Raw genomic sequence first — 26,902 nt, 5'->3', positions numbered from 1 at the left:
TTCATGGATTTTAAAATATATTCGTAAGTTGGAATGCAAAAGAAATTATTACCAAGCAAATACGTCAATGAACGTATAACTGGTAACTCGTGGAGTTCCTCTCTAAGCAACTACGTCAGTGCAATGTTAGACAAGTGCCGATTCCCTATTAAGAGGGCGAATGGACTGTCTTGTTCTTATCCATTTTCGTAGATGCCTAGTCCCGTGCTTCAAAATGAGTTACGTCAATTCCGCTTTTTGCGCTCGCTATAGAATTATCAGTTTCAAGAGATATCAGCTTAATTCACCTGTCTGAAACTGAAGTGGTCACTGGCCTAGAAAGAAGCAGCGGATGCCGCACTCTGATCACTTTTCACACAATCGATGGCGATTACGAGCGCGATGATGAGTTTTTCCAAGTCTTCATTGTAAATCTGCACTTGGTAGCTGTCTCCCCACTGGAACCACTTCTTGTCCACGGTGCCCGCCACTTCTCCGTCCTTCAGTACATCGAAACTCATTTCCCACCACGTTCCGAGCACTTCGATGCCGGGTGCGTCTATCGTATAGCGGGGCTTCAGGAAGGAGAACTCCTTCTGAATCGTCACGGTTTCCTGTCCCTCGACTTCCAGATGGAATGTCGGAAGGAAGCTGAACGCCTTTTTCGTGATTCGTGCGACCTCGTTCGCTTCAGCGTCCTGGATCGTGTACGTTTTCGGGATTTTCAGGAAGCTGCCCTCCACTTCATATACATCGTTCCCTTGTTCGTCTTTCACATTGAATTGTCCGTTCATTCTCAGCATTTTTTGCTTGATGATGAATTCTTTCATCTCCGCTCCCCCTCGCGTTTTTCCACCTGACAACCTGTTACTAGTGTTTACGGTGTAAGGGAGAGGAAAGTTTCGAAAGATGAGGTTTAGAATCCCTTTTTTCATCCTCCAACTAGATCACTTTGTTCAATTGCTCATCTCATAGTGACGCCTATAAAGGAACCTTGCTCTAGCTATCAAAAAAACGTGTTTGTGGAGTACTCTCCAATCATCTTCAGAAAAACTTCAGAATTTCCCTGTACTTTCCTTCATGGTTGTCCCTTATACTTAACAAGAATATTAAAATCCGGAACTAGAGAAATGGAAGGTAGATGCAACATGAAGAAGTTGTGGACGTTTTTACGGGGGATGATTCTTTTTGCTGTCGTTTTGGTCATCGCCATGAAAGTGACTGGTTGGAATGGTCTGGTTTTGAAAGAGATGCCAGGCGTTCTTCAGACTGATGACTATTCGAGTCAGTATATCCTCATGGTGGATCGCTCTACTGGAAAAGCGGTGTATGAGAAAAATGCAGACCAGAAAGCGTATCCTGCATCGCTGACGAAAATGATGACCACTCTTGTAGCGCTTGAGCATATTAAAGACCTCTCTGCGAGTGCTCCCGTCGATACAGCAACCTATCAGGAAATGATGGCGCAAAACGCTTCAATGGCGGGGTTCTTTGGTCGGGAAGCTGTCACCTACCGGGATTTGCTATATGGAACGATGTTACCTTCAGGCGGAGAAGCCTCAAACTCTCTCGCGATCCATGTAGCTGGGAGTACGCAACAGTTTGTGCAGCTCATGAACGACAAAGCGGCAGAGCTTGGAATGACCCATACCCGCTTTACAAATCCGGAAGGCCTGCATGACGCAAAACAATATACGACCGCTTCGGATATGGCCAAACTGCTCGATTACGCTTTGGATAACCAAAATTTCAAAGCCATCTTCACGAAAGGGTCATTCCAGACAACACCGACCGCGAATCATCCGCAAGGCATCACGTTGAAGTCAACGGTTCTCTCTTCCTTGAATGCAGCGGAACAGAACGGCTTTGAAATTCTCGGTGGAAAATCCGGTACGACATACGAAGCCGGCCAGTGCTGGGCTACGCTCGGTACATCTGGAAACCGTGAGTACGTCACAATCGTCATGGGGGCACCGCTTGAGGACATCAGCCATCCGGACCATGCACAGAAAAAGGATACGCTGGAGCTGTTTGCAGAAGTCAGCGCGGGTGAAAGATAATAAAATATGGGACGAATTCAATTTTAAGATCTCGATGCGGTTTGCTAATATGAAATTCAATTCGCTCTGAAACCGAACACTAGTTAAAGCAGCTCTTGCAGCTGCTTTTTTGTTTTTCCGAAACACACGGTCTCCATTTTTCTTAATAAGTTGTATCCGTGATGTGGTCGTCCTATTTTCCTCAAAGAATAGCTTCTATTCCCCGAATCACATCTTCATAGTAGTCAATCGGATGCGGGACAAAATCGATTCTGCTTAAGTGTTGGTGCACAAGCTGATGTTCCCCATTCTCTGTCAGTACAAATCCCTGGTTTGGAATTGAATCCACATGGTCCCTCCACAATTCTGCGAAGTCTTTGAACGCCACCTTATACATTCCCGCCACTTCTTCCGGCTGTACGTGAAAATCACTTAAGTTGTGTTCTGTATGATACACAAACACATGAGCCAGCTCATTATCCATCATGTCAGGCTTTTTCATGGAATAGGGGATGACACCGAGCGGATGCAAGTCTTCAAACGCGACAGCGATTCCCGTTTCTTCTTGAATCTCTCTTACACCGTCTTCGATACTTTCAGTCGCGAGTAAATGTCCAGCTGCAGTGATGTCCAATAAGTTCGGATAGTCTTTCTTCATAGGACTACGTAGTTGCAAGTAGAGCATGTCCTGTCCATTTTCTTTCGCAACAAACCAACAATGGAACGTTTCATGCCAATGGCCAAGACGATGGGTTTCTTCGCGCGTTGCCGTGCCAATCGGTTTTTGCTGTTCGTTGAAGATAGTGAGAATTTCAGTTTCCATGGATGATCTCCTTTACGTGTAGAGTTGGTTGCGGATTCTACCTGTGTCACCCATTCCAGAAGGGCGATAGACTCTTTTTTTCTTTGCTAATTTTTTCGAAGAGTTATATAATAGAACAAACGTTCTGTACAGATAGATATTCGTAATAAGTTGAGGGGGCAAAGTAATGAATGATTTTCAAACATTCTTAGCGTATGTAAATAAACATGTATATCAGCCTAATCATTTCACAATTAACGATGTTCAAGAAGAACGTCAAAACTCTGAGTACGGAGCTGGAACCTTCCAGTTAGGCGCTAAATCGGTTCGTTTCAGAGTTGCAAAAATCACTCCTGCAAAGAAAGGGCAATTCGTTGCTCTCTGGGAAAAAGATGAATTCAATCGGAATCAGCCCTTCCCATACGATACATCCCCTGATTTAGTTGTCATCAATACCTTTACTGAACACCATTTTGGACAATTCATCTTTCCAAAAACAATCCTCGCAAGCAGAAACATTCTTACAACAACTAGTACAAACGGAAAAATGGCATTTAGAGTGTATCCTAGTTGGGATAAGCCCACTAGTCCACAGGCCATCGCCACACAAAAATGGCAATTGGACTACTTTGTGGACCTGAGTGATGCAAGTGATGCATCATCACATGAACTCTTATCCCTGTATTCTGACTAACTCCTTAAAATTCAGTAATTGTTTGTTGGATGCTCATGTGTTAATTGCTCGCAAGGTCGTCTGTCGTCAATTTTTTATCAGTCCTCAATCTTCCTACTAAGTATTACCCTAAAGCGTTGCCTGATTGAAGATCAATCTAAAACCCCATAAGTTCCTTTACGTGATCTGCGTTCTCTTTAGTGGTTAGGTTTTCGAGTAATAGAAATGCAACATCGAATGCTGTACCTGGATTTGACGATGTAATAATATGACCATCTTCAACAACAAGGTCATTTTGTACAACTGCTCCGAAATTCTTCAACTGCTCTTTTCGGATACTCGTTGAATGATTGTAAGTCGTAGCTTTTTTACCTTGAAGAATTCCGCTTTTACCTAATGCCAATGATGCCACACAAATACTAGCAATCGGCTTCTGATTGGCATGAAAATGCCGGATTACATTTAAAAAAGGAGGACTGAACGCATCTTCGTAAAATCCAGCTTCTTCAAATCCACCTGGAATAGCGAGAGCATCAAACTCATCTAGTACAATCTCATCAAGCGTTTTTTCTGGTAGGACAGTAAAGTTCCATGTACACGTTAATTTATCTCGAAGACCGACTGTTACGACCTCGGTGGATCCATCGCCCTCCCATCGATTCCAACCTAGTACATCCGAAAATACACTCGCTTCAACCGCTTCAAATCCATCAGCCAATAATAATAGGATCTTTTTCATATCTCTAATCGCCTCCTGTCACCTTATTTTATATAAAGAATGAAGGTTCATAAATAAGGCATCAAAGGATATTTCATTGTTTCGCTTTAATTAACTTGGAATTTAAGTTATTCTTTTTTAAAAAAGAAGGTTGGCTATTTCATGGATCAAATTGATAAACAGATTGTAAGTCTTTTACAATCGAACGCAAAAATTTCAATGAAGGATTTAGGAGAAGCCGTTCACTTATCTTCCCCTTCTGTAACTGAGCGTGTACGGAAACTGGAGGACCAACATGTGATTGAAGGGTATCATGCACATGTTTCTCTAAAAAAAATGAACCGTCCCATTTCTGCGCTGGTTTTGTTCACATCGAGGGATTGTAAAGCATTAGCTGAATTTTGCCATGATCATCCGGATGTACTTGAGTGTTATCGAGTAGCAGGTGAAATTAGCTATATTGTCAAATTAGCAACGTACTCTGTAGAGAGTTTAGAGCAATTCATCGATGATTCCATGCAATATGGTACGCCCTCAACGAATATCGTGCTGTCTTCTTACGAAAAAAAGATAGTTGAACCATTTACTTAAATCCGAAATTCCACATTATAGGTACTTTAATCAAAGGGTCATCCTATGCTGGTTGCTCGCAAGGTAGTCTTCCTTTTCCTTATAATCCGGCATGATGCTTCCGACACGCCGCCAAAACGATCGATCATGGTTCATGTGCGTGATGTGGCACAGTTCGTGAACGATGACGTAGTCGATGACATCGACGGGTGCCATGGCAAGCCGATAGTTGAATGCGAGTTTCTTGCTCGAGTTGCAGCTTCCCCATTTGCCGAACGACTCGATGATTTCAATCTCTTTTGCCGAGACTTTCAGTTCTTTCTGATACCGTTTGATGCGTGTTTCGATAAGGGTTTTGCATTGGGTGAAGTAGAACTTCTTCAAATTGTGTCGGAGTTGGTCTTCACTAAGACCCTGTGTTTCAATGAGTTCCTGCAGCAGGCGTTCTTCTCCTAGATAACGGAATGTCCCATTAGGTACATATTGCCGGGCGAGTGGATCTATCTTTTCGGACTCCCTTTCCTTCATCCTCTCTACAATCCAACTTCCCCACTTGTGCAGTTCTTGCTGGATGACGTGCTCAGTTGTGCCATTCGGTGCTTTCACGGTGATGAAACCGAATGAATCGATATGTAAGGAAAGTTTCTTCCCTTTTCCATATTGCACATTGTAATGGAAGACTTCGTTGTCAATTGTGATTTTCATATGGACTCCTTTTTTATTACCGGAAGGCTCCGTTGCGCTTACGCATCGTTGCCTATCGATTTTCTTATCAGTTTAGCATACGAAGATGATTTACTCAGAAACTGACCTTCTTCTTCCAAACAAATAAGAGCTGCACTCGGCAGCTCTCTCAATTCATAATCACTTCTTAGATAATTCGTCTTCCACAACCCATTTATGGTTTTTCACTTCATCTCCACCGGTTGTCGGCACATAATCGATCATGTAAACAGTCGTTTGCTTAGCAGATTCGATTTCTGCTTTCGCTCCCTTCATCCCTTTCATATGGTCAGCAAGGGTGGTCACTTCAGTTCCTTTTTCAAGTGTCGGCGCTGCCGGATCTTCGAGTTCTTCGTGAATCACCCATTTGTGATTGGTCACTTTCTCTCCGCCATCTGTCGGTGTATAGGTGATGGCATAGGCAGTCGTATCATACGCTCCGACGATTGTGCGGTTGCTCCATTCATGCCTTCCATGTGATCCGTTTGAATGATTGCTTCAGAGCCAACCGGGAATGTAGGATTTTCCGCTTCCTTTAAACCTTCAGGTAGACTCCCATCACTGGAATGATCCATGCCCTCCATATCATCATGGGAAACTTCTTCACTTGTAGTGTGTTTGTCTTCTTTCGTTGTCGTCGCTCCGCACCCTGCCAGCACTAGAGCGAATGCAGCGCTTGTTGCAAGTAGTTGTTTTTTCATGTTCCATCACTCCTTTTTCATATCCGTATTAGTATTCCCTTTTGATTTGATGACTAACGTGAATTATTCCATTCCTTAAAAACACTTGATGCCCTAACGATTTTAGAGATAGTGTTATTGAAGTCTCCACTATTGAATTGCCTGAACCATTACTTAGTTCTGGCCAAGTCTTTACATGAAGTCACTAGAATCCTTTGTCGATATTTTATAAATCAAATTACAAGTCGAAGGAAGCAAGTGCAATACGGAGACCACTTAGGAATATGAGGAAGTCGGATACGTCCAACTGAAATAAGAATTGTTAAGGGAAGAAATGATGATGAAGGTCAGTCAGCTTCAGTTTTTTATTCCCTTATTAGCACAACGGCATTTTCCTTGATGCCCAGTAGGAATAGAAAAAACCGCCATTTTTTTGTGTGGCGGTTTTTTTTATCTCTTTCGTTGCCTTTTTAAGTTGCACGTAACAAGTTAAACTCATTTTCGAATTGCATAGTTTTGTGTTACATTCTGGCACCTTCCTAACAAGACAAGTCAGGACAGGGTCTTGCTCATAATCCAATCCACTTGTTCCTCGTCCCCCATGTAAAAAGAGTGAGCGTCCATTTGCACAAAACCTTTTTTTCTATAAAATGCAATTGCATTCTCGTTTTTCTCCCAGACACCAAGCCAGATCCTCTTCTTATGACATTCTCTCGCAACCTCAATCGCTTTTTCGAGCAAATATCTACCTAGTCCCTTTTTCTGAAACGCTTGTCGGACATAGATTCTTTCGATTTCAAGGGTCTCCTCACCCATACTTTCCGTCTGGGCTCCCCCCGTATTCACTTTCAAGTAGCCCGCAATTTCCCCACTCTTGTATAGAAAAAAGAATTGCGAATTAGGCTCTGCCACTTCTTTTTCCAATTGTTCCACGGTAAATGATTTCTCGAGATAGGCCTTCAAGTTTTCAGGGGAGTTTTGAGGACCAAATGTCTCTTCGAACGTTTCATAGGCGATTTTCTGAAGTTCATGAACATCTTTTAAATTACATTTTCTAATATACGTCGTCATATATTAGTCCACTCCTTTTTATTGGTATTGAGGTTGATAGAAAAGTTTCAAGTTCACTTCTTGTCAATCTCGTAATGACTGCCGCTCCGTCTTCCATAAAATCATTCAAACCTATATTCGATTAATAGAGTGGTCATGTAGGAAATACCCAAATCGTATATACGTATGCATCCGTTAACATTTCAAAGAATACCTGTTCTTTAATGCTTCCTTCCGCGAATGAATCGTATCTCTCAACGGCAACATGCTGAACTCCCTTCGAACCTCTACTTTTACATTTAGGTAAGAGTAACATCATGAAACATACAACAGTCTCAAACCAGTGAAGGATTGAGACTGTTGTAATGAGCTTTTTGGTTATACGTTCAGGACTCCACGGAATCCTCTAGCTGCATAATAAGATTCAACCCCATTATGGTAAACAAAAACGGTCGCATAGCGGAAATCACAAAACAGTCCTCCACCGAGTTCTCGGATTGGTTGAGGCGTTTGAATCCAACTGGACGTTTTCTTGTCGAAGTTTTCGAGTTGTTGTAACGAGCGATACTGCTCTTCATCCAGCAATTCGATGCCCATTTCCGCCGCCATCCCCACAGCGCTATGAGCTGGCTTGTTCTTTTTTCGGGATTCGAGAGCTTCAGGATCGAAGCAAACACTTCTGCGGCCTGAAGGGCTTTCTGCGGAACAATCGTAGAAGTTATAAACATCCGTCTCTTCGTCATATCCGACGACATCCGGCTCGCCACCTGTTCTCTCCATTTCGTTCAGTGACCAGAGTTTTTCAGGATTCGCATTGAGTTTTGTTTGGATGTTTGTCCACTTTAAATCTGGATGACGGTGCATATTGTCCTCGAATCGTGTTTTCAATGCACTAAGCAGTTCTTCACATCGTTCGACTGGCAACTCTTTCTTTGCCATGTTTTCACTTTGGTTCGTCATATACGTTCCCCCTTAATCAGCACTCTTTTGATAGTTCAAATGATACCATGGTTTGTTCATACATGAACTTAAATATTCATCTAAGTTGAATTTCTCATGTAACCCACCGACTTGTTCGTCAGTGCCAAGGCGGCGTTTTCATAATTCTTCTTTTCATTTCACAGAAAATCACTTATGCACAATGTGCTATAATCAGCTTACATTTGGCATACTGTTCAGAAACTAGATTTCTTTCAATCTTTAAGATGAATAGAGGTGATTCGTATTTTAGGATTAGTTAACGTTCAACAAGTGATCGATTACATAGAAGAGCACATTCAAGAAGAGCTAACTCCTGATCTTTTAGCTGACATTGCTAGGTACTCTCCGTATCACTTTAACCGGATTTTTGAAAGACATACCGGCTATACGTTGATGGATTACGTATTGAAACGGAAGTTGCAATATGCTTTGTATGATTTAGCTCAAGGGAAAAAGGTCATTGAGATTGCATTAACGTATGGATTTGAAACACACGCTGGATTTACGAAGGCATTTAAGAAGTGTTTTGGTAGCCCTCCCCGATTATATAGACAGCATTGTCCTAGCTCACTCCCTCAAAAAATCGATTTGAGTCGCCTTGTACAACAAAAGGTAGGTGGCATTGTGATGCAGCCAAAAATCGTGAGTAGAAGTTCTTTTACGATCGCCGGGAAAACAGTTGAAAGGTCCATTCACAATATTTCTTACACACGCGACTCTCCAGCCCTTTGGATTCAAAAGCTTTTTCCTGATGAATCCATTGAACGGACATTATATGAGGCATTAGCTCCCGAAACACATGGGGAATACTGTCTCAATTTGAGAAGTGACGAATTTGAGGATGGTTTCACCTATTTGTTTGCTGTGAACTACGATAATGGTACTTCTCTTCCTGACGGATGGACTAAATTGACAATCCCTTCCACGACTTATGCTATTTTCCGTACTCCACTCGTTTATGCAGAAGACTTTGCCGTTTCGATTGCTGGAACATGGCAGTATATTTTAGACGATTGGCTTCCTCACTCCTCTTATGAAGTCGATGAAACCTGTTATGACTTTGAGTACTACGATGAACATTGTCATGACTGGGAATATGATAAAATCTATATGGAGATATTTCTTCCAATTAAAGAAAGAAAGCAAGGAAGTTAGCTATTCCTGCTTTCTTTTTAGTAGGATCCGATAAAAGTACAATACAGGTGTCAGAAGGATTGCACTGACGATTAATGCTGTTTTGATGGTATAGCGGGTAGCAACCAACCCGATTAACGGAGCACCGCCTATTTGACCGATGGCATCTGCTTGGCCTTTTACCGAGAAGAATGTCGCTCTAGTTGAAGAATCCGGAATGATTTTGTTTAGCCAAATATCTTCTAGCGGGTACATGATGGTTCGTGTAACTTGAATCATGATAAAAAAACCTAATAAGACAAGCACAGATGTGGAAGTAGCAAATCCGATTAATGAAAGGATGATTACTAAGCTTGCCATAAAAAGGACCAGGTAGATCTGATTAAGATTTTGGTGGATAGTACTACGATTTACGACATGCAATGCAGTAAAGGAAACGAGAACGACGACAAACTGAATCCCTCCTGTAAGAATCACCAATTTTTCCTGAGTCAACGAAGATAGATTCACCACTTCCAATAAGTGAGATACCCATAATCGGTCAAATCCTTCACTGTAGAAGCCGACAAACAAGGCGATTAAGATAAGAGTTCTCATAACCACACTCACTTTGAATTGGACGATGAGTTGCTGCAGGTTGTCTTTCATACTTCCCCATCCTGTTAACTGCGTCTCTCTCTTTAGCGGTTTAAAATTCTCCTCCCTCATAGCTACCATTAAATATACAGCTAGCCCCACCGTACAGAGCCCTCCGATAATGATCGGCAGTCTGATCATCATATAGCCAATTGCGATACTTAAAGGAATTGCGATGACTTGCGACAGATTTTCCATTTTCGCACCGCGCACGAATGCCTCTGAAGCGCGTTCTTCTCCTATTTCATCTGCAATCCATGCTTGACGCGCTCCACTAGTGAACGTATATCCGATTCCCCAAACGACTTGAGCTACTATTACCGCAGAAAAATACGGAAACAATCCTTCTATCAAAAAGCCGACACCAATAAGGATATAACCAATGACAATCGAAAGTTTACGGCTTTTCAAATCCGAAACGACGCCTGTCGGAATTTCAAAAAGAAAGACGGTCAGCTCCAAGACTGTCCCGACGAGCACCAGCTGCAGCGGATCGAGCTTGACCGTATACACTTGGTACAGCAAATTCACGGTTACGATTAAGGTGAAAAATAATTGCGATAGAAAAGCCATGTTGAGATAGACTGTATATGGATCTTTTGATAGTTGTTTAATAATAATCTCCTCCCTCCTCATAATTATAAGAAGGGGGTGATCTCATTTCTTATCCGAATTTGCGATGATTTTCAAAAGCGTTATAACAACATACATCGGAAACTTTCTTTATAGGCCGTTTTCTTATTTCTTTTCTCGTATTTGCCTATGTTCTCTCTTTATGGCCTCTAAACGTACAGGATCTAAATACAATTCGAGTGCGCTCGCAGAAAATGCCCGAATCACTTGGGACATTTTTACATACGCATAATGGGAATTCACATAACGCAACGCCTCTTCTTCATGAACAAAAAATGGCTTATCTGCTTCTAAATCGACTTCAACATACAATGTCGGACAGTTGTAGCTCACATTTCCAATATCTGTTGAACCCGGTGTCGGTGCATCCTTTTGTGAAGTGAAATGTGTAATTCCAACATCCACAAAATTCATTTTCGTCAGTTCCATTAAAGACGGTACATTTAGTAAGTCATCAAAAGAGTTCCCTAGTTGGCGATAGGTAAATTCGGCACCCGTCATGATACCCGCACCTCTACCACACTCAATTACACGCGAACTTACATGCTTTAAATACTCTCGATCCTGAGAACGTACCGTGATATGACAAATCCCTCTATCCGGAGTTATGTTCGTTGCCGTGCCACCTTCTTTTACGATGCCATGGATTCGAACGTCCTGCCTTACATGTTGGCGCAGTGCGTTAATGCCCATGAAGGTCAACTGCACAGCATCCAATGCGTTAATGCCGTTTTCAGGATACGATGCAGCATGTGCTGCTTTCCCAATAAATTCGAATTCATAATCCGTCATCGCTAACGCCGCGGAGTCAATGACTGTCTCATTTGCTAGGTGCGCTTGAAAAACAATGTCAACGCCCTCAAACGCTCCTTCTTTCAACATATTGATTTTCCCGCCATACGTTTCTTCAGCGGGTGTTCCGATTAGAAGGATTCTTCCGTCAAAGTGTTCTTGTAATTTCGACAACACGATTGCACTTCCACACATTGTCGAAGCAATCCAATTATGTCCACACGCATGTCCATTTCCTGAGGGCGTATTATACCCAGGCAATGCATCATATTCTGCTAAAAAAGCAATCGTCGGTCCATCTCCTGTTCCAAACTCTGCAATAAAAGCGGTTTCCAGTTCTTGAGTATCCGGATAAGGAAATCGGACGGTAAAATCGAAAGACTCCATGACTTGAGCTAAATACTTAGCAGAATCATATTCCTCCCCGCTAAGTTCCGGATGGTGAAATAAATGGTCACTCATTGTCTGGAATGTTTCCCGATAACTTTCTTCAATTCCAGCTAACTTCTCTTTTAGTATCTTTACATCCATATTCGTCTCCCCTTTTCCTCAGTGTCCCGATTTTCTCAAGTTTCGCATCGTGCTTTGCTTAGATAGTTGTCCACTCTAAATCTGTATGACGATGCATTTTCTACTCAAATCGTGTTTTCAACACACTGAGCAGTTGTTCACACTGTTTAGCTAGTTCAAATGATACCACGCTTTGTTCATACACAACTTTAATAATTTACAGTATGCCTCTAACATCGCATTCTTTGAATATAAGAAGTGTTCAATTGAATAGTGTCACAACTTTCATGATTTAAAAGGCTGGCGGCTTTAAAGATTAGTGCTGATTTCTATTAAGTTATCGGTATATCTGGAGTTGTTTGCGCAAGACGAAAAGGAAGCAATTCTACATTGCTTCCCAATTGTGTGACGCATAGGCACCTCCTTATACGATATGTCTCACAAAAATTCCCCTACTGCGGATTACGATGATGCTGACGATAGCGAGCAGCAGACCGGAAACTAGAAACACGGACTGGATGCCAAGCCAATCGGCCAGAATCCCCATGCCGAGTGAAGAGATTCCGAATATCCCTGTTGAAAGGGCACCGAGAGAGGTGTAAACCGTCGACAATTTCTCTTTAGGCACGCTCGTCTGGATAACGGTCTCCTGCGGAATCGATTTCATCTGCCCAAATAGTCCGACTGCAAACGAAAACAGAAGTGCAAGCACTGGCAACTTGCTGAATCCGAAAAGAAACGTTATCACACAACTCATGACAGCCCCTACCAGTATATGGGTTCCTAGCCTCTTTTCAACTTGCGAAGCGTACTTGACACAATAGAGACTACCGGCAATCAGTCCTGCAAAGAATGCCCCGTTGATGAATCCCCACCATTTTTCGGCTGCGTGCAATGCGTCTGTGACGAAGACTAGGAGAATTGCTGCAATCCAGACGGTTCCTGCAATCGTTTCCAATCCATCCATCACGGCAATCCTCCGCAATACCGGAACCTTCCAGAGCGTCTTCCATCCTTCTTGAATCTGTTCCAGTTTTCTTTCAGATACGCGAGTCGGCTTGGATACCGATTGGAGAAAACATAGAATAATACTGGACAAAGCGAATAAACCACCCGTGATCCATATAAGCTGCTGCGCATTGACTATCAGTAAGAACAAACTGCCCACGAACCACATTCCCATTTGGATCATCTGAGTAATCGTTTGAGCTATACCATTCGCTCTCAATAGATCATCAGGCTCCACATAATGCGGTGTCAACGTTTGTCGGATAGGCGTTGCAACTCCGTCCAGAAGAGCAATTCCCGCCACTACAAAAAACACGTAAAAGTAGTTCTCGACTGTGAGCATTGCCACTACTGCACCGAGTACTAAAAGTAAAACCGTCTTCCCAATTTGAGAACCTGCCAGTAGCCATTTCAAGTTCACCCTTCCGATTAGAAGCGGTGTCAACAAACTCGAGACGAACATGGATGATGTAATGGTGAATGGTACAACGGATGCAGCACCAGCTGATCCTGTAAGTGCAAACACCATACTGATCAAGCTGACCATATACAAGACATCACCGATATTGGCAATGGACTCCCCTGTAACTAACAGCGTAAAATTCTTATTCAATTTCATCATGTATCCCCCATTTTTAAAAGTCTTTCTTTTAAAAGTAGGGAGTTTAAATTGGACGATTCATGCGTACGAGGCTCCTTTTAAGGCGCTCAATCCGGGGGATTTGGATTGCGCATAGAATGGTGTTGCTCACTTGCTGGACATGTTCAGTTACTATGCTTCCCTATTGAAAACCCATTGAATAAGCGGACGCCATATGGCTCTAATACGTTATCCACTCATTCAATGACTATTGTTTTTTCTCCTTCTGTATACTAGCCGTCTATCGCGATCATAAATTGGTCTGTAAAATCAGGAGCGAATTTTTGAAGTTCACGAATGATCCATTTTTCAAGACTCTCTTGCAATCTTTGGTTTGCTCCATTAATTGAGCTATAATCTCGTCATTCCTCTTTTAATGAAATCTCGCTTGCTATACAAGGAAAATCATACCATAATTAAACTATGTTTATTGAAGATATTGAAATCTTATTCGGACTTTACTAAGGATAATACGACGTTGAAGTGACTTTTATCTAACAGATACATAAAAACATACATCATGGTACACTTAATGTTCAAATTATTACAAAGAAAATGAATCTATGTGCAACTTCTCCATTAGAGATGTTTTCAATAATCGGAAAGGTGATGAGACACTTGTCAACTGGTAAAACTATTTTAGTAATTGGGGGCGGCCTCGGAGGTTTGTCGGCAGCCATCTCACTCGCACAAAACGGATATAAGGTCTCATTGTATGAAAAAAATCGTCACATTGGAGGTAAATTGAATCGTCTTGAACAAGATGGATTCGGCTTTGACCTTGGTCCTTCGATTTTAACGATGCCCAAAGTGTTTGAACGGTTGTTTACAGGCAGCGGAAAGCAGATGAAGGATTATGTGCCGACCGTTAAGTTGAATCATCAGTGGCGTTCGTTCTTTCCTGACGGGAACGTTATTGACTTGTATGAAAATCTGCAAGACATGGAGACTAAAAATCCTTCATTGAACAAAAGGGATATCCGGCAGTTCAAAAAATTGCTCAGCTACTCAGAGAATCTCTATAACACGATTGAAAAAGGGTATTTCAACAAAGGTCTCGACAGTACGAAAGAAATTGGAGAATTTCACGGCGTCGCGAGTACGTTTAAAAATTTCGACCTGTTTTCTACGGTCCATCAGGCCATTGATAAGAGAATCAGCAACAAACAATTCCGGGATATGCTCTCATATTTCAGTAAATACGTGGGCTCTTCCCCTTATGACGCACCCGCGTTACTGAACATGATGATTTACATGCAGCAAGACCAGGGCGCTTGGTATGTCCCTGGCGGCATGCATCTGCTCGGTAAAGGGATGGTAGATCTTGCCCAAGAAATCGGGGTCAACTTCCATACGGGACAAGCCATTATCCGGCTGACAAAAGCGGATGGCAAGATTACGGGAGCCGTTCTAGAAGATGGCACTACAGTGACTGCGGATTATTACATTTCCAATATGGAAGTGATTCCGGTTTATGAACAGCTGCTTCAGGAAGACAAAAAGTATGTGAACAAGTTAAAAAAGAAATTTGAACCTTCCAGTTCTGGTCTCGTCATGCATTTAGGTGTGAAGAAAAAGTATCCACAGCTGAGCCATCATAATTTCTTTTTTGCAAAGAATCAAAAGCGGCAAATGAAAAAAATCTTCCACCAGCACAAACTTCCAGATGATCCCGTCATCTATCTAGTAAACGTCAACAAGACAGACCCTTCCCAAGCACCTGAGGGGTGTGAAAATATAAAAGTGTTACCTCACATCCCCCATATCCAGGACAAACCATTGACACATCGGGACTATGAAAAGTTTGCTACCCGGGTTTTGATTAAACTGGAAAAGATGGGGTTGACGGATTTACGGAAGAATATTGTGACACAGGATATTTGGACTCCTGAAGACATCAGAAGGACGTATTGGTCGGATCGAGGCGCCATTTACGGAACACTTTCCGATAAAAAGATGAACAAAGGATTCAAGCATCCTAAGCATAGTGAACGGTATGATAATCTCTATTTCGTTGGTGGAACAGTTAACCCAGGGGGTGGCATGCCGATGGTGACGCTAAGCGGTCAGCAAGTCCGTGACCAAATTGTTGCAAGGGATCGAAGAACGGACTGATTGCGAACGGAAGGAGTCCTATTTGATAGTGGATTTGAAGAAAAGAGGAGATACGCATTGGGGAAAAAAGTGATTGTGGTCGGCGCAGGTGTGGCTGGCCTCGCCAGTGCCATTCGTCTGCAGCACGCAGGATATCAGGTGGATTTATATGAAAAGGAGTCGACTCCAGGAGGAAAGATGAACCGAATTGAAATGGATGGCTATCGATTCGACTTGGGGCCGAGCCTTGTGATGATGCCGGACATCTATCGGGAACTGTTTCAACTTTGCGGACGCAATCCTGATGACTACATTCCGATGGAAAAGCTGGATCCGATGTATCGAGTCTATTTTAGTAAGGATTCTTCCCACCCTATCGACGTTTCGAGTAATCTCGTTGACTGGACACAGACGATCGAGTCATTCAGCCAAGAGGATGCTGCGGGGTTTCTCAGTTATTTAAGTGAGATTTATAAAGGCTACAACGTCGCGATGGACAACATCATCCAAAGACCGTTCCGTAAACAAAGTGATTTTTATAATCTTTCCATGTTGAAAAAAGGAAGGGGCATGAAGGTCAGCGGAAGCGCGAATCAGTTCATCGGCAATTATATAAAAGATGAACGATTGAAACAGATCATCAGTTTCCAGACGCTTTACATCGGAATTTCACCAATCCAGAGCCCTTCGTTTTACACGATGATTCCCATGATCCAGTTCCTGTACGGAATATGGTTTATCAAGGGCGGGATGTATACGATGGCTGCATCCATGGAGCGGCTGTTTCAAGAACTCGGCGGAACTGTCCATTACAATGCTCCTGTAGACGAAATTCTAATCGAACATCAACAGGCGATCGGAATTCGGGTGGATGGAAACGCAATCCCAGCGGACTATGTTGTCTGCAATGCAGACTTTCCGTATGCGATGAAACACCTGGTTCAGGACAAGCAAGCGAAAGGTAAGTATACAGACCGCAAAATCGACAGCATGAAGTATTCTTGTTCCTGCTTGGTGTTGTACCTAGGGATGGATCGCAAATATGAAACAATAGACCACATCCATAATTTTGTGTTTGACGAAAACCTGGAGAAAAATATGCACGATATTTTTGAGGGGAACAAACTGACAAAAGCTTCTTTTTATGTCTATATCGCATCCAAATTGGATCCATCGTTAGCTCCTGCAGGCAAAGACGGGCTGTACATCATGATGCCAGTTTCCAATGTCGCCACTTCCAAATATGAATGGAACGATGAAACGATTGCCGATTACCGTTCCTATTTGTTAAATACGCTGAAATCCATAAAAGGGTTTGAAAAAATAGAGGACGAGATCGTCACAGAAAAATGTATGACTCCCCTCGATTTCGAATCCAAGTTCAATGCTTATAATGGCGCTGCTTTCGGGTTGCTGCCCACTATGCTCCAAAGCAGCCATTTACGTCCTCAAAGTAAAGCAAAAGACTGTTCCAATCTGTATTTCACGGGCAGCAGCACGCACCCCGGAGCAGGCGTTCCGATTGTCTTGATGTCTGCTAAGATCGCTGCACAAGAACTGATCAGTGATGATCAGGGGATTCTCTTTGGTTATTGACGTACAATTTCATGGCGATTGTGATGAGCCATTTATTCATTCACTTATACGGGAGGGAGGAGATGGCGATTTCAGATGGAGTTACTCTTATAGTGGGTATTTTGGCCGTTTTGATCGGCCTTCTCGTGTTTTGGTCATTGCCTGTTCCCAATTCTCGGAAAGGAGCTCACACTTCCCTGCCATGGGTTTCCATTATTGTCCCAGCCCGCAATGAGGCCGGGCGGATTCAACCATTATTACGTTCGTTGCAGCAACAGAACTTTCAATCTTTCGAGCTTCTGGTGGTAGATGATCATTCATCCGACAAGACGGTCGACATTGCGACTGCGTACGGGGCAAAAGTGATTTTCAATCGCGCGGAGCAAGCTGGTGCCGGCAAGTCGATGGCTTGCTGGCAAGGCGCTCAACAGGCAACAGGACAATGGCTGTTATTTCTGGATGCGGATACGTATTTTAGCGGGGACGATGGCTTGGAAAAGATTTTGCTGCTCTATCAACAAAAAGGAGCGAAAGGGATTCTTTCACTCCAGCCCTTTCACACCGTCTATCGACTGTATGAAAACCTTTCAGCAGTCTTCAATATCGTTGTTATTGTCGGGATGAATTTGTTTTCAGTTGGGAAACGACGCTTTAAAACTGCCGGCTCATTCGGGCCCTGCATTCTTTGCGACCGGGACGATTACTTTTCAACAGGCGGCCACGAAAAAATCCAAAGCGCGATTATGGATGATCTGGCACTCGGTCAAGCTTTTCTGGATCACGACTTGCCTGTTCATTGTTTAGGTGGGAAAGGTACGATCTCGTTCCGCATGTATCCGGAAGGGTTTAAAAGTATGGTGGAGGGCTGGTGCAAAAGCTTTGCGATCGGTTCCCAATCCACACATCCCGTCATTTTGCTGATGGTCATTATATGGATATCCGGCAGCTTCATTAGTGTAGGAGAACTCATTTCCTCTTTACTTGCAGGAGATTCTGTACGTATTCTGCTGACCGCGTCCTTATATGCACTCTATGCGGTGCAAACAGGCTGGTTTGCACGAAGGTGCGGGAATTTTAAATGGCCGATTTTCATCTTCTTCCCGATACTTTTCCTATTTTTCACGAGCGTCTTTTTATATTCCTTGTTCCGAGTACATATATTACGTTCAGTCAAATGGAAAGATCGTAATATCGAGGTATGATGTGCGTCTAAAACTGCACAACAGGTTCTGAGTTGTGCAGTTTCCCTACTTGCGAGACCTAGTTTGAGGTTCCGTAAATGGCGAACCATTGCTGCCAAATCGCGAACTTGTGTCCATCCCATTTTAATGTATTAATGATATATCCAAATGCATCTGCGTGGTAAAGTCCGCTAATTTGCTGATATGCCTGAATTTCATACACGCCATCACGGTCCATATCTACTGGATAAAACCCGCTAACCCCATCTGCCATCCCCTGGACCGGCTGTTTCAATTTCCCATTTTGATAATAGATTTGAGATAGATACTCTGCACCTCGATCACTGATATCTATTAAATAAGATTTACCCGTTGCAGGGCTATGAACGTTCACTTTGAAATAGTCTTGATAAGTGACCGTGTACTGGTTCTGATTGTTGTATTGCTCAAAATCAAATAATTTTTCAGCTTGATTTTTTGCGAAGGAGTACACATAGTCGAATGTAAATGCACCCGATCCCCCGGAGTCAATGCTAATCAGAATGTCTAAAATGCCATCGCCTGTAAAGTCCCCCAAAAAGAGAGTCGGATTGTAACCGGAGTTCCCTTCTTCATTCAGCGCAATCGTCTGCACTTTGTTCGTCGCCCCGTCTTGAATGTGTAACGTAATCTGCTGCAAATAGGGACTCGATGGGTCCACCGACTTGACCCCCGTCAAATACACCACATCTACCATTCCATCTCCATTAACATCTCCATACGTGCTGGTAATGATTTCAGGTTGTCTGTACGGGTTCACATGATTTAAATTCATTCTCTTCCTCACTCCTACTTGGACGTTTGGCTCAGTATATTCATAGGGGCGTGGTATGTGAATCGGATGCCGATTGGAATTCAAAGTGAGCTGACTTGGGAGAATCAAACAGACGCGGTCTTCTAGTTAAGCTAGAGGACCGCGTCTGTTTTTTATAGTTTGAGCCAAGCGACTGCTTCGATGTGAGTGGGATGTGGGAACAAGTCCACTGGCTGGATTTCTGAATTTCTATACCATCAGATGAAAGCATATTAAATAACTTGTCGCTTATTTAAGAAATTGTATAGATTGAGAAAAAACTAGTTCCAGCATTTCTGTGTTCACAACAGATTGAATCATTGCTTGTATATATGTCGTGATCTAGAGTTTCGTAATTCCATTCTATGTCTCTTAACAAAGCAAAAACATACATATAAATACGAATCGTTCGACCGTTCCCTTCTCGAAAAGGATGTAGCATATTGAGTTCGGATTTAAAATAAGCTAAGCGCTGTGCAGCTTCTTCAAGATTAGCCCATTTTGGTTCCTCTTGAAGTTCAGTGAACAGATTATTTGCATAGTCATCTAACTATTGAACCTGACAAAATCTCGTCGTTCCCTTCATAATTTGCACATCACGAAACTCACCTGCAAATGAATAGATATCTTGGAACAAATAATGATGCAACTCTTTAAAGCCATCCAATGTTAAAGAAACCATGGCATATTCAGTTTTTTCTAGCTCGGTCGCTCGAAGTGAGAAGGCCAACGCTTCTGCTCGTTCCAGCTCTTCATATGAGCTGATATTCAATAAATTTTTTTCTAGAAGGAAATCGTCATTCACTTGTTCATTATACTTTCCATATTGGAGCAGGTCCTTTATAAGTGCAGAAGTAATCGATACGTTTGAATTCACCAGTTCTAAAATTTTCTTTTGCATATGCAAAGGGAGGCTAAGATTTTCAAGATGCAGATTTTGAAGAACCCTTTTAAATTCTTTGGATTCCATCGTTAACTCCTTCATATCATCAGCTCTCTTTCCTCGTTCTCATACTTCCATTATATCGTTTTCTACGACCATTTACTACTAAGGCAAGTGGTTCAAGTTGCCTCCTCTTTTTAAATCCAAGTATATCCACGTTATGTATAATCCAGACAATTTTCAAATCACTATGAAGGTATCCCAGATTATAAAAGCCGAATTCGGACACCTGATTCTTATAAAAAAAACTAACACGGCCCCCTAGTTGATCTAGAGGACCGCGTCTGATTTTTATAGTTCCAACCAAGCGACTGCTTCGATATGTGTGGAGTGTGGGAACATGTCCACTGGCTGGATTTCTTGTGTTTTGTAGCCGCCATCTTCTAAGATACGAAGATCGCGGGCTAAGGTTGCCGGGTTGCAGGAGACGTAGACGACGCGACCTGGTTTGTGCGTCAGAATGGTTTCGAGCAGTTTTTCGTCACAGCCTTTCCGCGGCGGATCGACTACTAACACATCGAATGTTTTTCCTTCGCTGTACCATTTCGGAATGATGTCCTCTGAAGCACCGGTTTCGAAATGTGCATTGTCGATACCGTTTAGTGCAGCGTTCCGTTTTGCGTCTTCGATGGCTTGCGGTACGATTTCCACACCGTATACTTCTTTCGCTTGTTTTGCGAGGAATAGCGAGATGGTCCCGATCCCGCAGTAGGCGTCGATGACGGTTTCCGTCCCGGTCAGTTGTGCATAGTTGAGCGCTTGGTTATAAAGCGTTTCCGTTTGCACGGGATTCACTTGATAGAACGAGCGTGCCGAGATTTCAAAATCGACACCGCCAATGGAGTCGATGATGATGTCTTTGCCGTAGAGACAGAGGGTTTCATTGCCAAAAATCACGTTCGTCTTTTGTGTGTTGACGTTTTGCATGATGGACGTGACGTCAGGAACGACGCGTCTGATCGCTTGGATGACTTGGTCGGCTTCAGGGAATTTGCGTCTGGCTGTGACTAGAACGACCATGAGTTCACCGGTTGCACGGGCTTTGCGGACGACTAAGTGGCGCAGGAATCCCTTGTGTTTGTGTTCGTCGTAAGCGTCGATTCCAAGTATTTGCAGTTCGCGTTTCAGCATGGCCATGAGTTCGTCCGCTTTTTCACTTTGGATAATGCATACGTCGGTATCAACGATATGATGTGTTTTCGAGCGATAAAATCCGGAGACAACTTGGCCATCGCGTTCGCTGAAAGGAATCTGGGATTTGTTGCGATAGCGCCATGGATCTTCCATACCGAGTACGGGATGTACCGGTACGTCAGGTAGCTTAGCGATGCGGTCAATAGCGTCGCGGACAGTTTTCTGCTTTTGCTTGAGCTGGGCGTCGTAGGTCAAGTGCTGAATTTGGCAGCCGCCACATTCGGGATAGACGTGACAAGGTCCTTCGATACGTTCAGGTGAAGGCGTGACAATGTTGAGCAGCTTTGCGAATCCATAGTTTTTCAACGTTTTGCCGACTTTGACTTCTACTTCTTCACCCGGTAGTGCGCCGGGGATGAAAAGCGGATAGCCTTGGACTTTGCCGACGCCTGATCCGTCGTGTGTGAGATCTTCTATATGAACGACGAGTCGGTCGTTTTGGTTTACTGCATAGGTCATAAGTTCGTGCCCTCCAGTTTTCGGTCTGTACTGTAGTTTACCATAGGTCGAGGTGAGTTGCTTGAGTCGATTTTGTGGAGATGGAATGGATTGGTTTCTTGCTTGATCGGATTCGCGGCTTGCTTGATCACTTTTCCGTTTGCTTGAGCGGATTCCCCACTTGCTTGATCACTTTCCCGTTTGCTTGAGCGGATTCTCCACTTGCTTGATCACTTTCCCGTTTGCTTGAGCGGATTCTCCACTTACTTGATTACTTTCCCGCTTGCTTGAGCGGATTCCCCACTTACTTGATCAGAATGGAACGGTCCGGCCTGGAGTCCAGTGCCCCGCCACGAATTTATCGCAAGAAAAAGGAGCTGCCTCAGCAGCCCCCTTCCCTCATTTCTTTTGCTTCTCTTTTTTCTTTCCGATCGCCCAGCCGTCCATTGGTGCGACGACAAAGGCTGCTACAATCAACCCGATTAATACAATGAATGGTGCGTAAAAGATGATGAAGTTTTCCAAACGATCTCCCCCTTATGCATGATAATCGCCTTTGCCGCTCACGTAGTCTTTATCAAACAGGAATAGACGCATGACTAGGATCAGTGACGGGATGAGCAGGCAGAGCCCGAGTACGAACACGACGATGAGTGAGATAGCCATTGCTGGATTTGTAAAGCTGTCGTAAATCGTCAAGTATGGATAGAGCAAATACGGATAATGCGATGCCCCATACCCGTAGAACGCAAATGCGAATTGCCCTGCGAGCATTGCGAACGCCCATCCATATTGACGTTTCGTATAGAGCAAAAACACGGTCCCGACAAATAGCAGGAAGGAAATCAAGAACATCGGCCAGAAATTCTGGATATTACTGTAGTGCTCCGGCTGATATTTTCTAAGTTCAACAATAATTCCCCCTGCTGCAATCATCGTCGGCAGTGCCCATGTCAGTGCATATCTTCGCAGTAATCCTGTTGCCTCAACGTCCCGTGCTTTGTTGGCATACCACGTTAAGAAAACAGCTGAAATGTATAGAGTAGCTGAAAGACTGAGGACAACGATCGACCAGGTCAATGGACTTGTGAATAACTTCCAATAGTCAAGTACGGGATTTCCGTCAACGAGTTCGATGAATCCCCCTTCGGAAATGGTCAGTACGATCGACAGTGATGCTGGGATGAGCAAGCCTGCCACCCCATACATGAACGAGTATCCTTTGTGCCCGCGTGCTCCATAGGTTTCAAACGCATAGTAGGAACCACGGATGGCGAGGAGGATAACCCCGAAACTGACGGGCACAAGCAGCGTTGTGCCGTAGTAGAACGCCGTTTTCGGGAAGAACCCGATGATGCCGACAAAGAAGAATACCAGGAAAACGTTGGTGATTTCCCACACTGGTGACAAATAGCGCTGAATGACTTTCGTGAGTATGCGCTGTTTTCCTGTGATTGTACTATATGCGTTAAAAAATCCTGCGCCGAAGTCGATTGCTCCGACCATGATGTACCCAAACAGAAACGTCCACAATACGGTGATTCCTATTATCTCAAGGTTCATCGTACATCACGTCCTCTCATCGCATGACGGTCTTCCAGTTCTTTCTCCACTGGATTGCGACGGAACATCCGGCGTAATACAACGACACTCCCGACCCCGAGGACGAGATAAAGCAAGCAGAACAGAACGAGCATGGTATCCACTTGTCCACTTGTCGTTGCGGCTTCCGAAACTTTCATGATATCTCGTAAAATCCACGGTTGTCGGCCGACTTCTGCAAACCACCATCCAAATTCAATGGCAAGGAGCGAAAGCGGTGCTCCGAGGACAATGAGCCAGCGGAACCACTTCGATGCGATGAAGGTCCATCCTTTCCACTTTCCTAAGAGGAATACTCCAGATAAGAACGTCATCCACATGCCGATGAATACCATCAAGTTGAATAAATAGTGGATGTAAAGCGGCGGTACTTCATCCTCGGGGAACTGATCCAATCCTGTAACTTCTGCGAACGGATTGTTTGCGGCGAGAATTGAAAGTCCGTATGGGATTTTAAGTGCGTATTTGACTTCGTTATCCTCCGTCAGAACGCCCATCAAGATGAGCTCCGCTTTGTCTGTCGTTTCAAAATGCCATTCCGCAGCAGCTAGTTTTTCCGGCTGATACTCTGCTAAGTACTTCCCGGAGAAATCGCCGATAATTGCGGCGCCAATCGAGAAGATGAAGCCGACTTTCATAGTGAGCAAAAGAGCCTTTTTGTGATAAACGTGATCAGATCCGCGCAATAAGCGGAATGCCGCGATTGCAGCTAAGATGAATGCAGCGGTCATGAATGCCGTCACGACGACGTGCGCCACTTTTGTCGGCATCGCCGGATTGAACATCGCAAGTAATGGACTGATGTTGACAAGCTCCCCATTGACGATGTCAAATCCACGCGGAGCGTTCATGAATGCGTTCACTATAGTGATGAACACCGCAGAGAATGCTGCACCGAGCGCTACTGGAATAAGCAATAGTAAATGCTTCTTCTGATTTTCAAATCGATCCCACGTGTAGAGATAGATCCCGAGGAAAATCGCCTCAAAAAAGAATGCGAACGTTTCCATGAATAACGGTAACGCGATGACGTTGCCGGCTAATTCCATGAAATTCGGCCATAATAACGAGAGCTGTAACCCTATGGCGGTACCGGTAACAACACCTACGGCAACAGTGATGACAAATCCCCGTGCCCACCTTCTTGCGAGTAATATATAATGCTCGTCATTTTTCTTAATTCCGACCCACTGGGCTAGCATGATCATGAGTGGGACACCGACACCTATGGTCGCATAAATGATATGGAAAGATAAGGTCGTTTCCGTCAAAACGCGGGAGAAAAATACTGCTTCTTCATTGCCCATCTGCGTTGCCTCCTTCAATACTAAAGTGTCCTTGTATTACTTATTTTTCATCCAAATATTTTTCCAACAATTGAGAGAAGCATAATGCCCGCGACGCCAAATGCTAACCACATGAGAACCTTTTCCTGTTTTTTGTACATCGGGCCACATCCTTTCAAAAGTTTCTTATGAAATTACCATAACATGATGTACTCATTACTTTCCCCAATTAGGATTAAATTACGCCTATCTGGGTAAATAAAAGTGATGGAGTTGTGACAAGTGGTTGCTTGAAAACTTGAATTATTGTCAATTGTATTGTATAATAGTACAATTAAGTGAGGTGAACGCAATGAAACTTAAACGGAAAGTACTTGCCTATATTACAAAAGGTGAAGAAGATGACCGACAACTTCTTGTGTTCGAGCATAGGGATTATCCTGAAGCTGGACTTCAAGTACCAGGCGGCACGATCGAACGGGATGAACTACTGATCGATGCCTTATATCGAGAAATTGAGGAAGAATCCGGCATCCAACGAGATGAACTTGTCTTATGCGGAAAATTGCATAAAACGAACTTCTTCCCGAAGGATAAAGATGAAGTACTCGAACGAAACGTTTTCCACTTCGATTATGTGGGAGATCCTAAACGTGGGTGGGATTACAAGGTACATGGGGATGGGAAGGACGAAGGATTGATATTCCGGTTCAAATGGATACCTGTCGAAGATCTTCCGAAGCTTGCATCAAAGCAAGATCAGGCCCTGGAGTTTATCGAATAAGAGTTGGTGAATGGCAACGAGCCTCGTGCTCGTTGCTTTTTTTGTTTGGATGGAGAGAAGTTTTTGGGTTCGAGCTTGGTAACCGAGAGATAACGAGCGGGTTCCGGTGAAAATCCGAATTCCTACCCTTCGCATCCCTAAATGCGCAGCGAAGCGGAGCACACCAATCAGGATTGGTTTTGAATGAGGGAAAGAAGGATTGGTCGCGATCTTGGATACGTGTAGGAGAAGGGGAATTACCGCGGGAATGAGCGGGTAATCCGAGGAAACGGGCGGGTTCGAGGGCGAAATGAGCGGGTTGCACGCCGAAACGGGCGGGTTTCAACGCGGAACGAGCGGGTTGCACGTCGAAACGGGCGGGTTTCAACGCGGAACGGGCGGGTTCCAACGGGAAACGAGCGGGTTGCACGAGGAAAATGTCCATTTATAAATTCACCGCACAAAAAAACTCCGCCTGGTTCGGCGGAGTTTCAATGTGTTACCATGTACGATCTTGTTCGCGAAGTTTATCAAAGGGGACATACATTTCAATATGGCGCGACAGATTTTCGAAGACAGCAGGGGCTTTCCCACCAAATTCCCCGTCCAGGTTCACGAGGACTTCTTCGTCTGACGTCACTTTGACAGACTGGGCTTTGCATGAAATAACAAGTGGATCATTTAAATGTTCGCCTCGGACTGCAAGCGTCACAACACGGATAAATTCTGCGATGTTACACTTTTTCAAGATAAGCAATGTGAATTTCCCGTCGTTAATGCTCGATTCAGGTGCGAGTTTTTCAAATCCTCCCACAGAATTCGTCAAGCCGACTAAGAACAGCATCGCCTCATCGTCAAAGACTTGTCCGTCATACTCGATCTTTACGCGGCTTGCATGAATGGAAGGAAGCATTTCAATCCCTTTCAAGTAGTACGCGAGTTGACCAAGCATCGTTTTTAAGCGACTAGGGACTTCATACGTCAGTTCCGTCATTCTGCCGCCACCTGCGATATTGATGAAGAATCGGTCGTTCATCTTCCCGACATCGACCGGAATTTTCTTGTCTTCTAAAATGATATCAAGCGCTTTATTGATGTCGCGCGGAATACGAAGGGCCCGGGCGAAATCATTCGTCGTCCCCATTGGAATAAGACCGATGGGCGGACGTTCGTCGAAATCTGAAACACCCGCCACGACTTCGTTCAATGTCCCGTCTCCCCCTACAGCAATGATCAGGTCAAAGCCGCGTTCAACGGCAGCAGCTGCAGCGGTCGTGGCATCGCCTTCGCATGTGGTTGCATGTGCTGACGCTTCGTAACCAGCTTGTTCAAGCCGCATGAGCACATCCGCCAAGTTTTTGCGGAAGACTTCCCGTCCCGCAGTCGGGTTATAAATAATACGAGCACGCTTCATACGTCGTTTCCC

Annotated in this window: 26 protein-coding genes and 1 pseudogene; 9 read left to right on the top strand and 18 right to left on the bottom strand. The window is 43.9% G+C overall.

From position 1 onward, the window contains the following. Positions 1–314: 314 nt before the first annotated feature. Positions 315–809 carry an LURP-one-related/scramblase family protein gene (locus tag H9659_RS09205; RefSeq protein WP_191689728.1) on the bottom strand — a complete coding sequence of 165 codons (495 nt, stop codon included), beginning with the start codon at positions 807–809 and terminating at the stop codon, positions 315–317. 318 nt (positions 810–1,127) lie between these two features. Between H9659_RS09205 and H9659_RS09200 the strand changes: the two genes are divergently transcribed. Then, on the top strand, positions 1,128–2,039 hold the full coding sequence (locus H9659_RS09200) for a D-alanyl-D-alanine carboxypeptidase family protein (RefSeq protein WP_191689726.1): 912 nt from the start codon (positions 1,128–1,130) through the stop codon (positions 2,037–2,039). Between the two features lie 181 nt (positions 2,040–2,220). Here H9659_RS09200 and H9659_RS09195 read toward each other — a convergent pair whose 3' ends face one another. After that, positions 2,221–2,841: an NUDIX hydrolase gene (locus tag H9659_RS09195; RefSeq protein ID WP_191689724.1), complete on the bottom strand. Its 621-nt coding sequence runs from the start codon at positions 2,839–2,841 to the stop codon at positions 2,221–2,223. A 166-nt stretch (positions 2,842–3,007) separates the two neighbouring features. Here H9659_RS09195 and H9659_RS09190 point away from each other — a divergent pair, with 166 nt between their 5' ends. After that, positions 3,008–3,514: a MepB family protein gene (locus tag H9659_RS09190; RefSeq protein WP_191689722.1), complete on the top strand. Its 507-nt coding sequence runs from the start codon at positions 3,008–3,010 to the stop codon at positions 3,512–3,514. 136 nt (positions 3,515–3,650) lie between these two features. Here H9659_RS09190 and H9659_RS09185 read toward each other — a convergent pair whose 3' ends face one another. Then, on the bottom strand, positions 3,651–4,232 hold the full coding sequence (locus H9659_RS09185; RefSeq protein WP_191689720.1) for a DJ-1/PfpI family protein: 582 nt from the start codon (positions 4,230–4,232) through the stop codon (positions 3,651–3,653). A gap of 141 nt (positions 4,233–4,373) precedes the next feature. Between H9659_RS09185 and H9659_RS09180 the strand changes: the two genes are divergently transcribed. Beyond that, positions 4,374–4,802, top strand: coding sequence for an Lrp/AsnC family transcriptional regulator (locus H9659_RS09180; RefSeq protein WP_191689718.1), 429 nt, complete (start codon positions 4,374–4,376; stop codon positions 4,800–4,802). A gap of 30 nt (positions 4,803–4,832) precedes the next feature. Here the strand turns inward: H9659_RS09180 and H9659_RS09175 are convergent, their stop codons facing one another. From H9659_RS09175 to H9659_RS09160, 4 genes and pseudogenes are all read right to left on the bottom strand, one after another. Next, entirely contained in the window at positions 4,833–5,486 is a 654-nt protein-coding gene (locus H9659_RS09175; protein ID WP_191689716.1) for a M48 family metallopeptidase, read from the bottom strand. A 159-nt stretch (positions 5,487–5,645) separates the two neighbouring features. Then, positions 5,646–6,205, bottom strand: a pseudogene (locus tag H9659_RS09170) (DUF1541 domain-containing protein). A gap of 531 nt (positions 6,206–6,736) precedes the next feature. Further along, a complete protein-coding gene (locus tag H9659_RS09165) occupies positions 6,737–7,255 on the bottom strand; it encodes a GNAT family N-acetyltransferase (RefSeq protein ID WP_191689714.1) in 519 nt (172 codons plus the stop codon). A 357-nt stretch (positions 7,256–7,612) separates the two neighbouring features. Beyond that, the gene (locus tag H9659_RS09160) at positions 7,613–8,173 is read right to left on the bottom strand and encodes a DUF4256 domain-containing protein (protein ID WP_404828978.1); all 561 of its coding nucleotides are present in this window, start codon (positions 8,171–8,173) and stop codon (positions 7,613–7,615) included. 276 nt (positions 8,174–8,449) lie between these two features. On the opposite strand from H9659_RS09160, the gene H9659_RS15670 reads away from it, so the two are divergent. Next, a complete protein-coding gene (locus tag H9659_RS15670; RefSeq protein WP_318240713.1) occupies positions 8,450–9,370 on the top strand; it encodes an AraC family transcriptional regulator in 921 nt (306 codons plus the stop codon). Here H9659_RS15670 and H9659_RS09150 read toward each other — a convergent pair whose 3' ends face one another. From H9659_RS09150 to H9659_RS09140, 3 genes are all read right to left on the bottom strand, one after another. Further along, complete coding sequence (locus tag H9659_RS09150) at positions 9,371–10,558, bottom strand: MFS transporter (RefSeq protein ID WP_191689710.1); 1,188 nt, start codon at positions 10,556–10,558, stop codon at positions 9,371–9,373. A 165-nt stretch (positions 10,559–10,723) separates the two neighbouring features. Continuing rightward, positions 10,724–11,941, bottom strand: coding sequence for an amidohydrolase (locus tag H9659_RS09145; protein WP_191689708.1), 1,218 nt, complete (start codon positions 11,939–11,941; stop codon positions 10,724–10,726). Between the two features lie 403 nt (positions 11,942–12,344). Beyond that, entirely contained in the window at positions 12,345–13,550 is a 1,206-nt protein-coding gene (locus H9659_RS09140) for an MFS transporter (RefSeq protein ID WP_318240712.1), read from the bottom strand. Positions 13,551–14,177: 627 nt separating this feature from the next. Between H9659_RS09140 and H9659_RS09135 the strand changes: the two genes are divergently transcribed. The 3 genes from H9659_RS09135 to H9659_RS09125 all read left to right on the top strand — a co-directional run bounded on the left by H9659_RS09135 (position 14,178) and on the right by H9659_RS09125 (position 18,439). Continuing rightward, positions 14,178–15,683 (top strand): phytoene desaturase family protein, encoded by a 1,506-nt coding sequence (locus H9659_RS09135; RefSeq protein ID WP_191689706.1) that lies wholly within the window; start codon positions 14,178–14,180, stop codon positions 15,681–15,683. A gap of 57 nt (positions 15,684–15,740) precedes the next feature. Next, a complete protein-coding gene (locus H9659_RS09130) occupies positions 15,741–17,258 on the top strand; it encodes a phytoene desaturase family protein (RefSeq protein WP_191689705.1) in 1,518 nt (505 codons plus the stop codon). Between the two features lie 62 nt (positions 17,259–17,320). After that, positions 17,321–18,439 (top strand): glycosyltransferase, encoded by a 1,119-nt coding sequence (locus tag H9659_RS09125; protein WP_191689703.1) that lies wholly within the window; start codon positions 17,321–17,323, stop codon positions 18,437–18,439. A 58-nt stretch (positions 18,440–18,497) separates the two neighbouring features. On the opposite strand, the gene H9659_RS09120 is transcribed toward H9659_RS09125, so the two are convergent. The 7 genes from H9659_RS09120 to H9659_RS09095 form a co-directional block, all read right to left on the bottom strand. Then, positions 18,498–19,232 (bottom strand): FG-GAP repeat domain-containing protein, encoded by a 735-nt coding sequence (locus tag H9659_RS09120; protein ID WP_191689700.1) that lies wholly within the window; start codon positions 19,230–19,232, stop codon positions 18,498–18,500. Between the two features lie 271 nt (positions 19,233–19,503). Beyond that, a complete protein-coding gene (locus tag H9659_RS15730; RefSeq protein ID WP_191690006.1) occupies positions 19,504–19,779 on the bottom strand; it encodes a Fic family protein in 276 nt (91 codons plus the stop codon). A 21-nt stretch (positions 19,780–19,800) separates the two neighbouring features. After that, positions 19,801–20,220: a hypothetical protein gene (locus H9659_RS09110; RefSeq protein WP_191689698.1), complete on the bottom strand. Its 420-nt coding sequence runs from the start codon at positions 20,218–20,220 to the stop codon at positions 19,801–19,803. A gap of 264 nt (positions 20,221–20,484) precedes the next feature. Then, on the bottom strand, positions 20,485–21,846 hold the full coding sequence (gene rlmD / locus H9659_RS09105) for a 23S rRNA (uracil(1939)-C(5))-methyltransferase RlmD (protein WP_191689696.1): 1,362 nt from the start codon (positions 21,844–21,846) through the stop codon (positions 20,485–20,487). A 378-nt stretch (positions 21,847–22,224) separates the two neighbouring features. Further along, on the bottom strand, positions 22,225–22,350 hold the full coding sequence (gene cydS / locus H9659_RS15560; protein WP_263618290.1) for a cytochrome bd oxidase small subunit CydS: 126 nt from the start codon (positions 22,348–22,350) through the stop codon (positions 22,225–22,227). A 12-nt stretch (positions 22,351–22,362) separates the two neighbouring features. Beyond that, positions 22,363–23,388 (bottom strand): cytochrome d ubiquinol oxidase subunit II, encoded by a 1,026-nt coding sequence (locus H9659_RS09100; protein WP_191689694.1) that lies wholly within the window; start codon positions 23,386–23,388, stop codon positions 22,363–22,365. Next, the gene (locus tag H9659_RS09095) at positions 23,385–24,734 is read right to left on the bottom strand and encodes a cytochrome ubiquinol oxidase subunit I (RefSeq protein WP_191689692.1); all 1,350 of its coding nucleotides are present in this window, start codon (positions 24,732–24,734) and stop codon (positions 23,385–23,387) included. The genes H9659_RS09100 and H9659_RS09095 overlap by 4 nt, the downstream gene beginning before the upstream one ends. A gap of 331 nt (positions 24,735–25,065) precedes the next feature. On the opposite strand from H9659_RS09095, the gene H9659_RS09090 reads away from it, so the two are divergent. Further along, on the top strand, positions 25,066–25,497 hold the full coding sequence (locus H9659_RS09090) for an NUDIX hydrolase (RefSeq protein ID WP_191689691.1): 432 nt from the start codon (positions 25,066–25,068) through the stop codon (positions 25,495–25,497). Positions 25,498–25,786: 289 nt separating this feature from the next. Beyond that, positions 25,787–25,927, top strand: coding sequence for a hypothetical protein (locus H9659_RS09085; RefSeq protein ID WP_191689689.1), 141 nt, complete (start codon positions 25,787–25,789; stop codon positions 25,925–25,927). Between the two features lie 48 nt (positions 25,928–25,975). Here the strand turns inward: H9659_RS09085 and H9659_RS09080 are convergent, their stop codons facing one another. Further along, positions 25,976–26,890 carry a diacylglycerol kinase gene (locus H9659_RS09080; RefSeq protein WP_191689687.1) on the bottom strand — a complete coding sequence of 305 codons (915 nt, stop codon included), beginning with the start codon at positions 26,888–26,890 and terminating at the stop codon, positions 25,976–25,978. Positions 26,891–26,902: the final 12 nt, after the last annotated feature.

Source organism: Sporosarcina gallistercoris, from assembly GCF_014836415.1.
GTDB classification, from domain to species: Bacteria; Bacillota; Bacilli; order Bacillales_A; family Planococcaceae; genus Sporosarcina; species Sporosarcina gallistercoris.
Note: the sequence above shows the minus strand (reverse complement) of the source record. Positions and strands in the feature narration are given on the sequence as shown.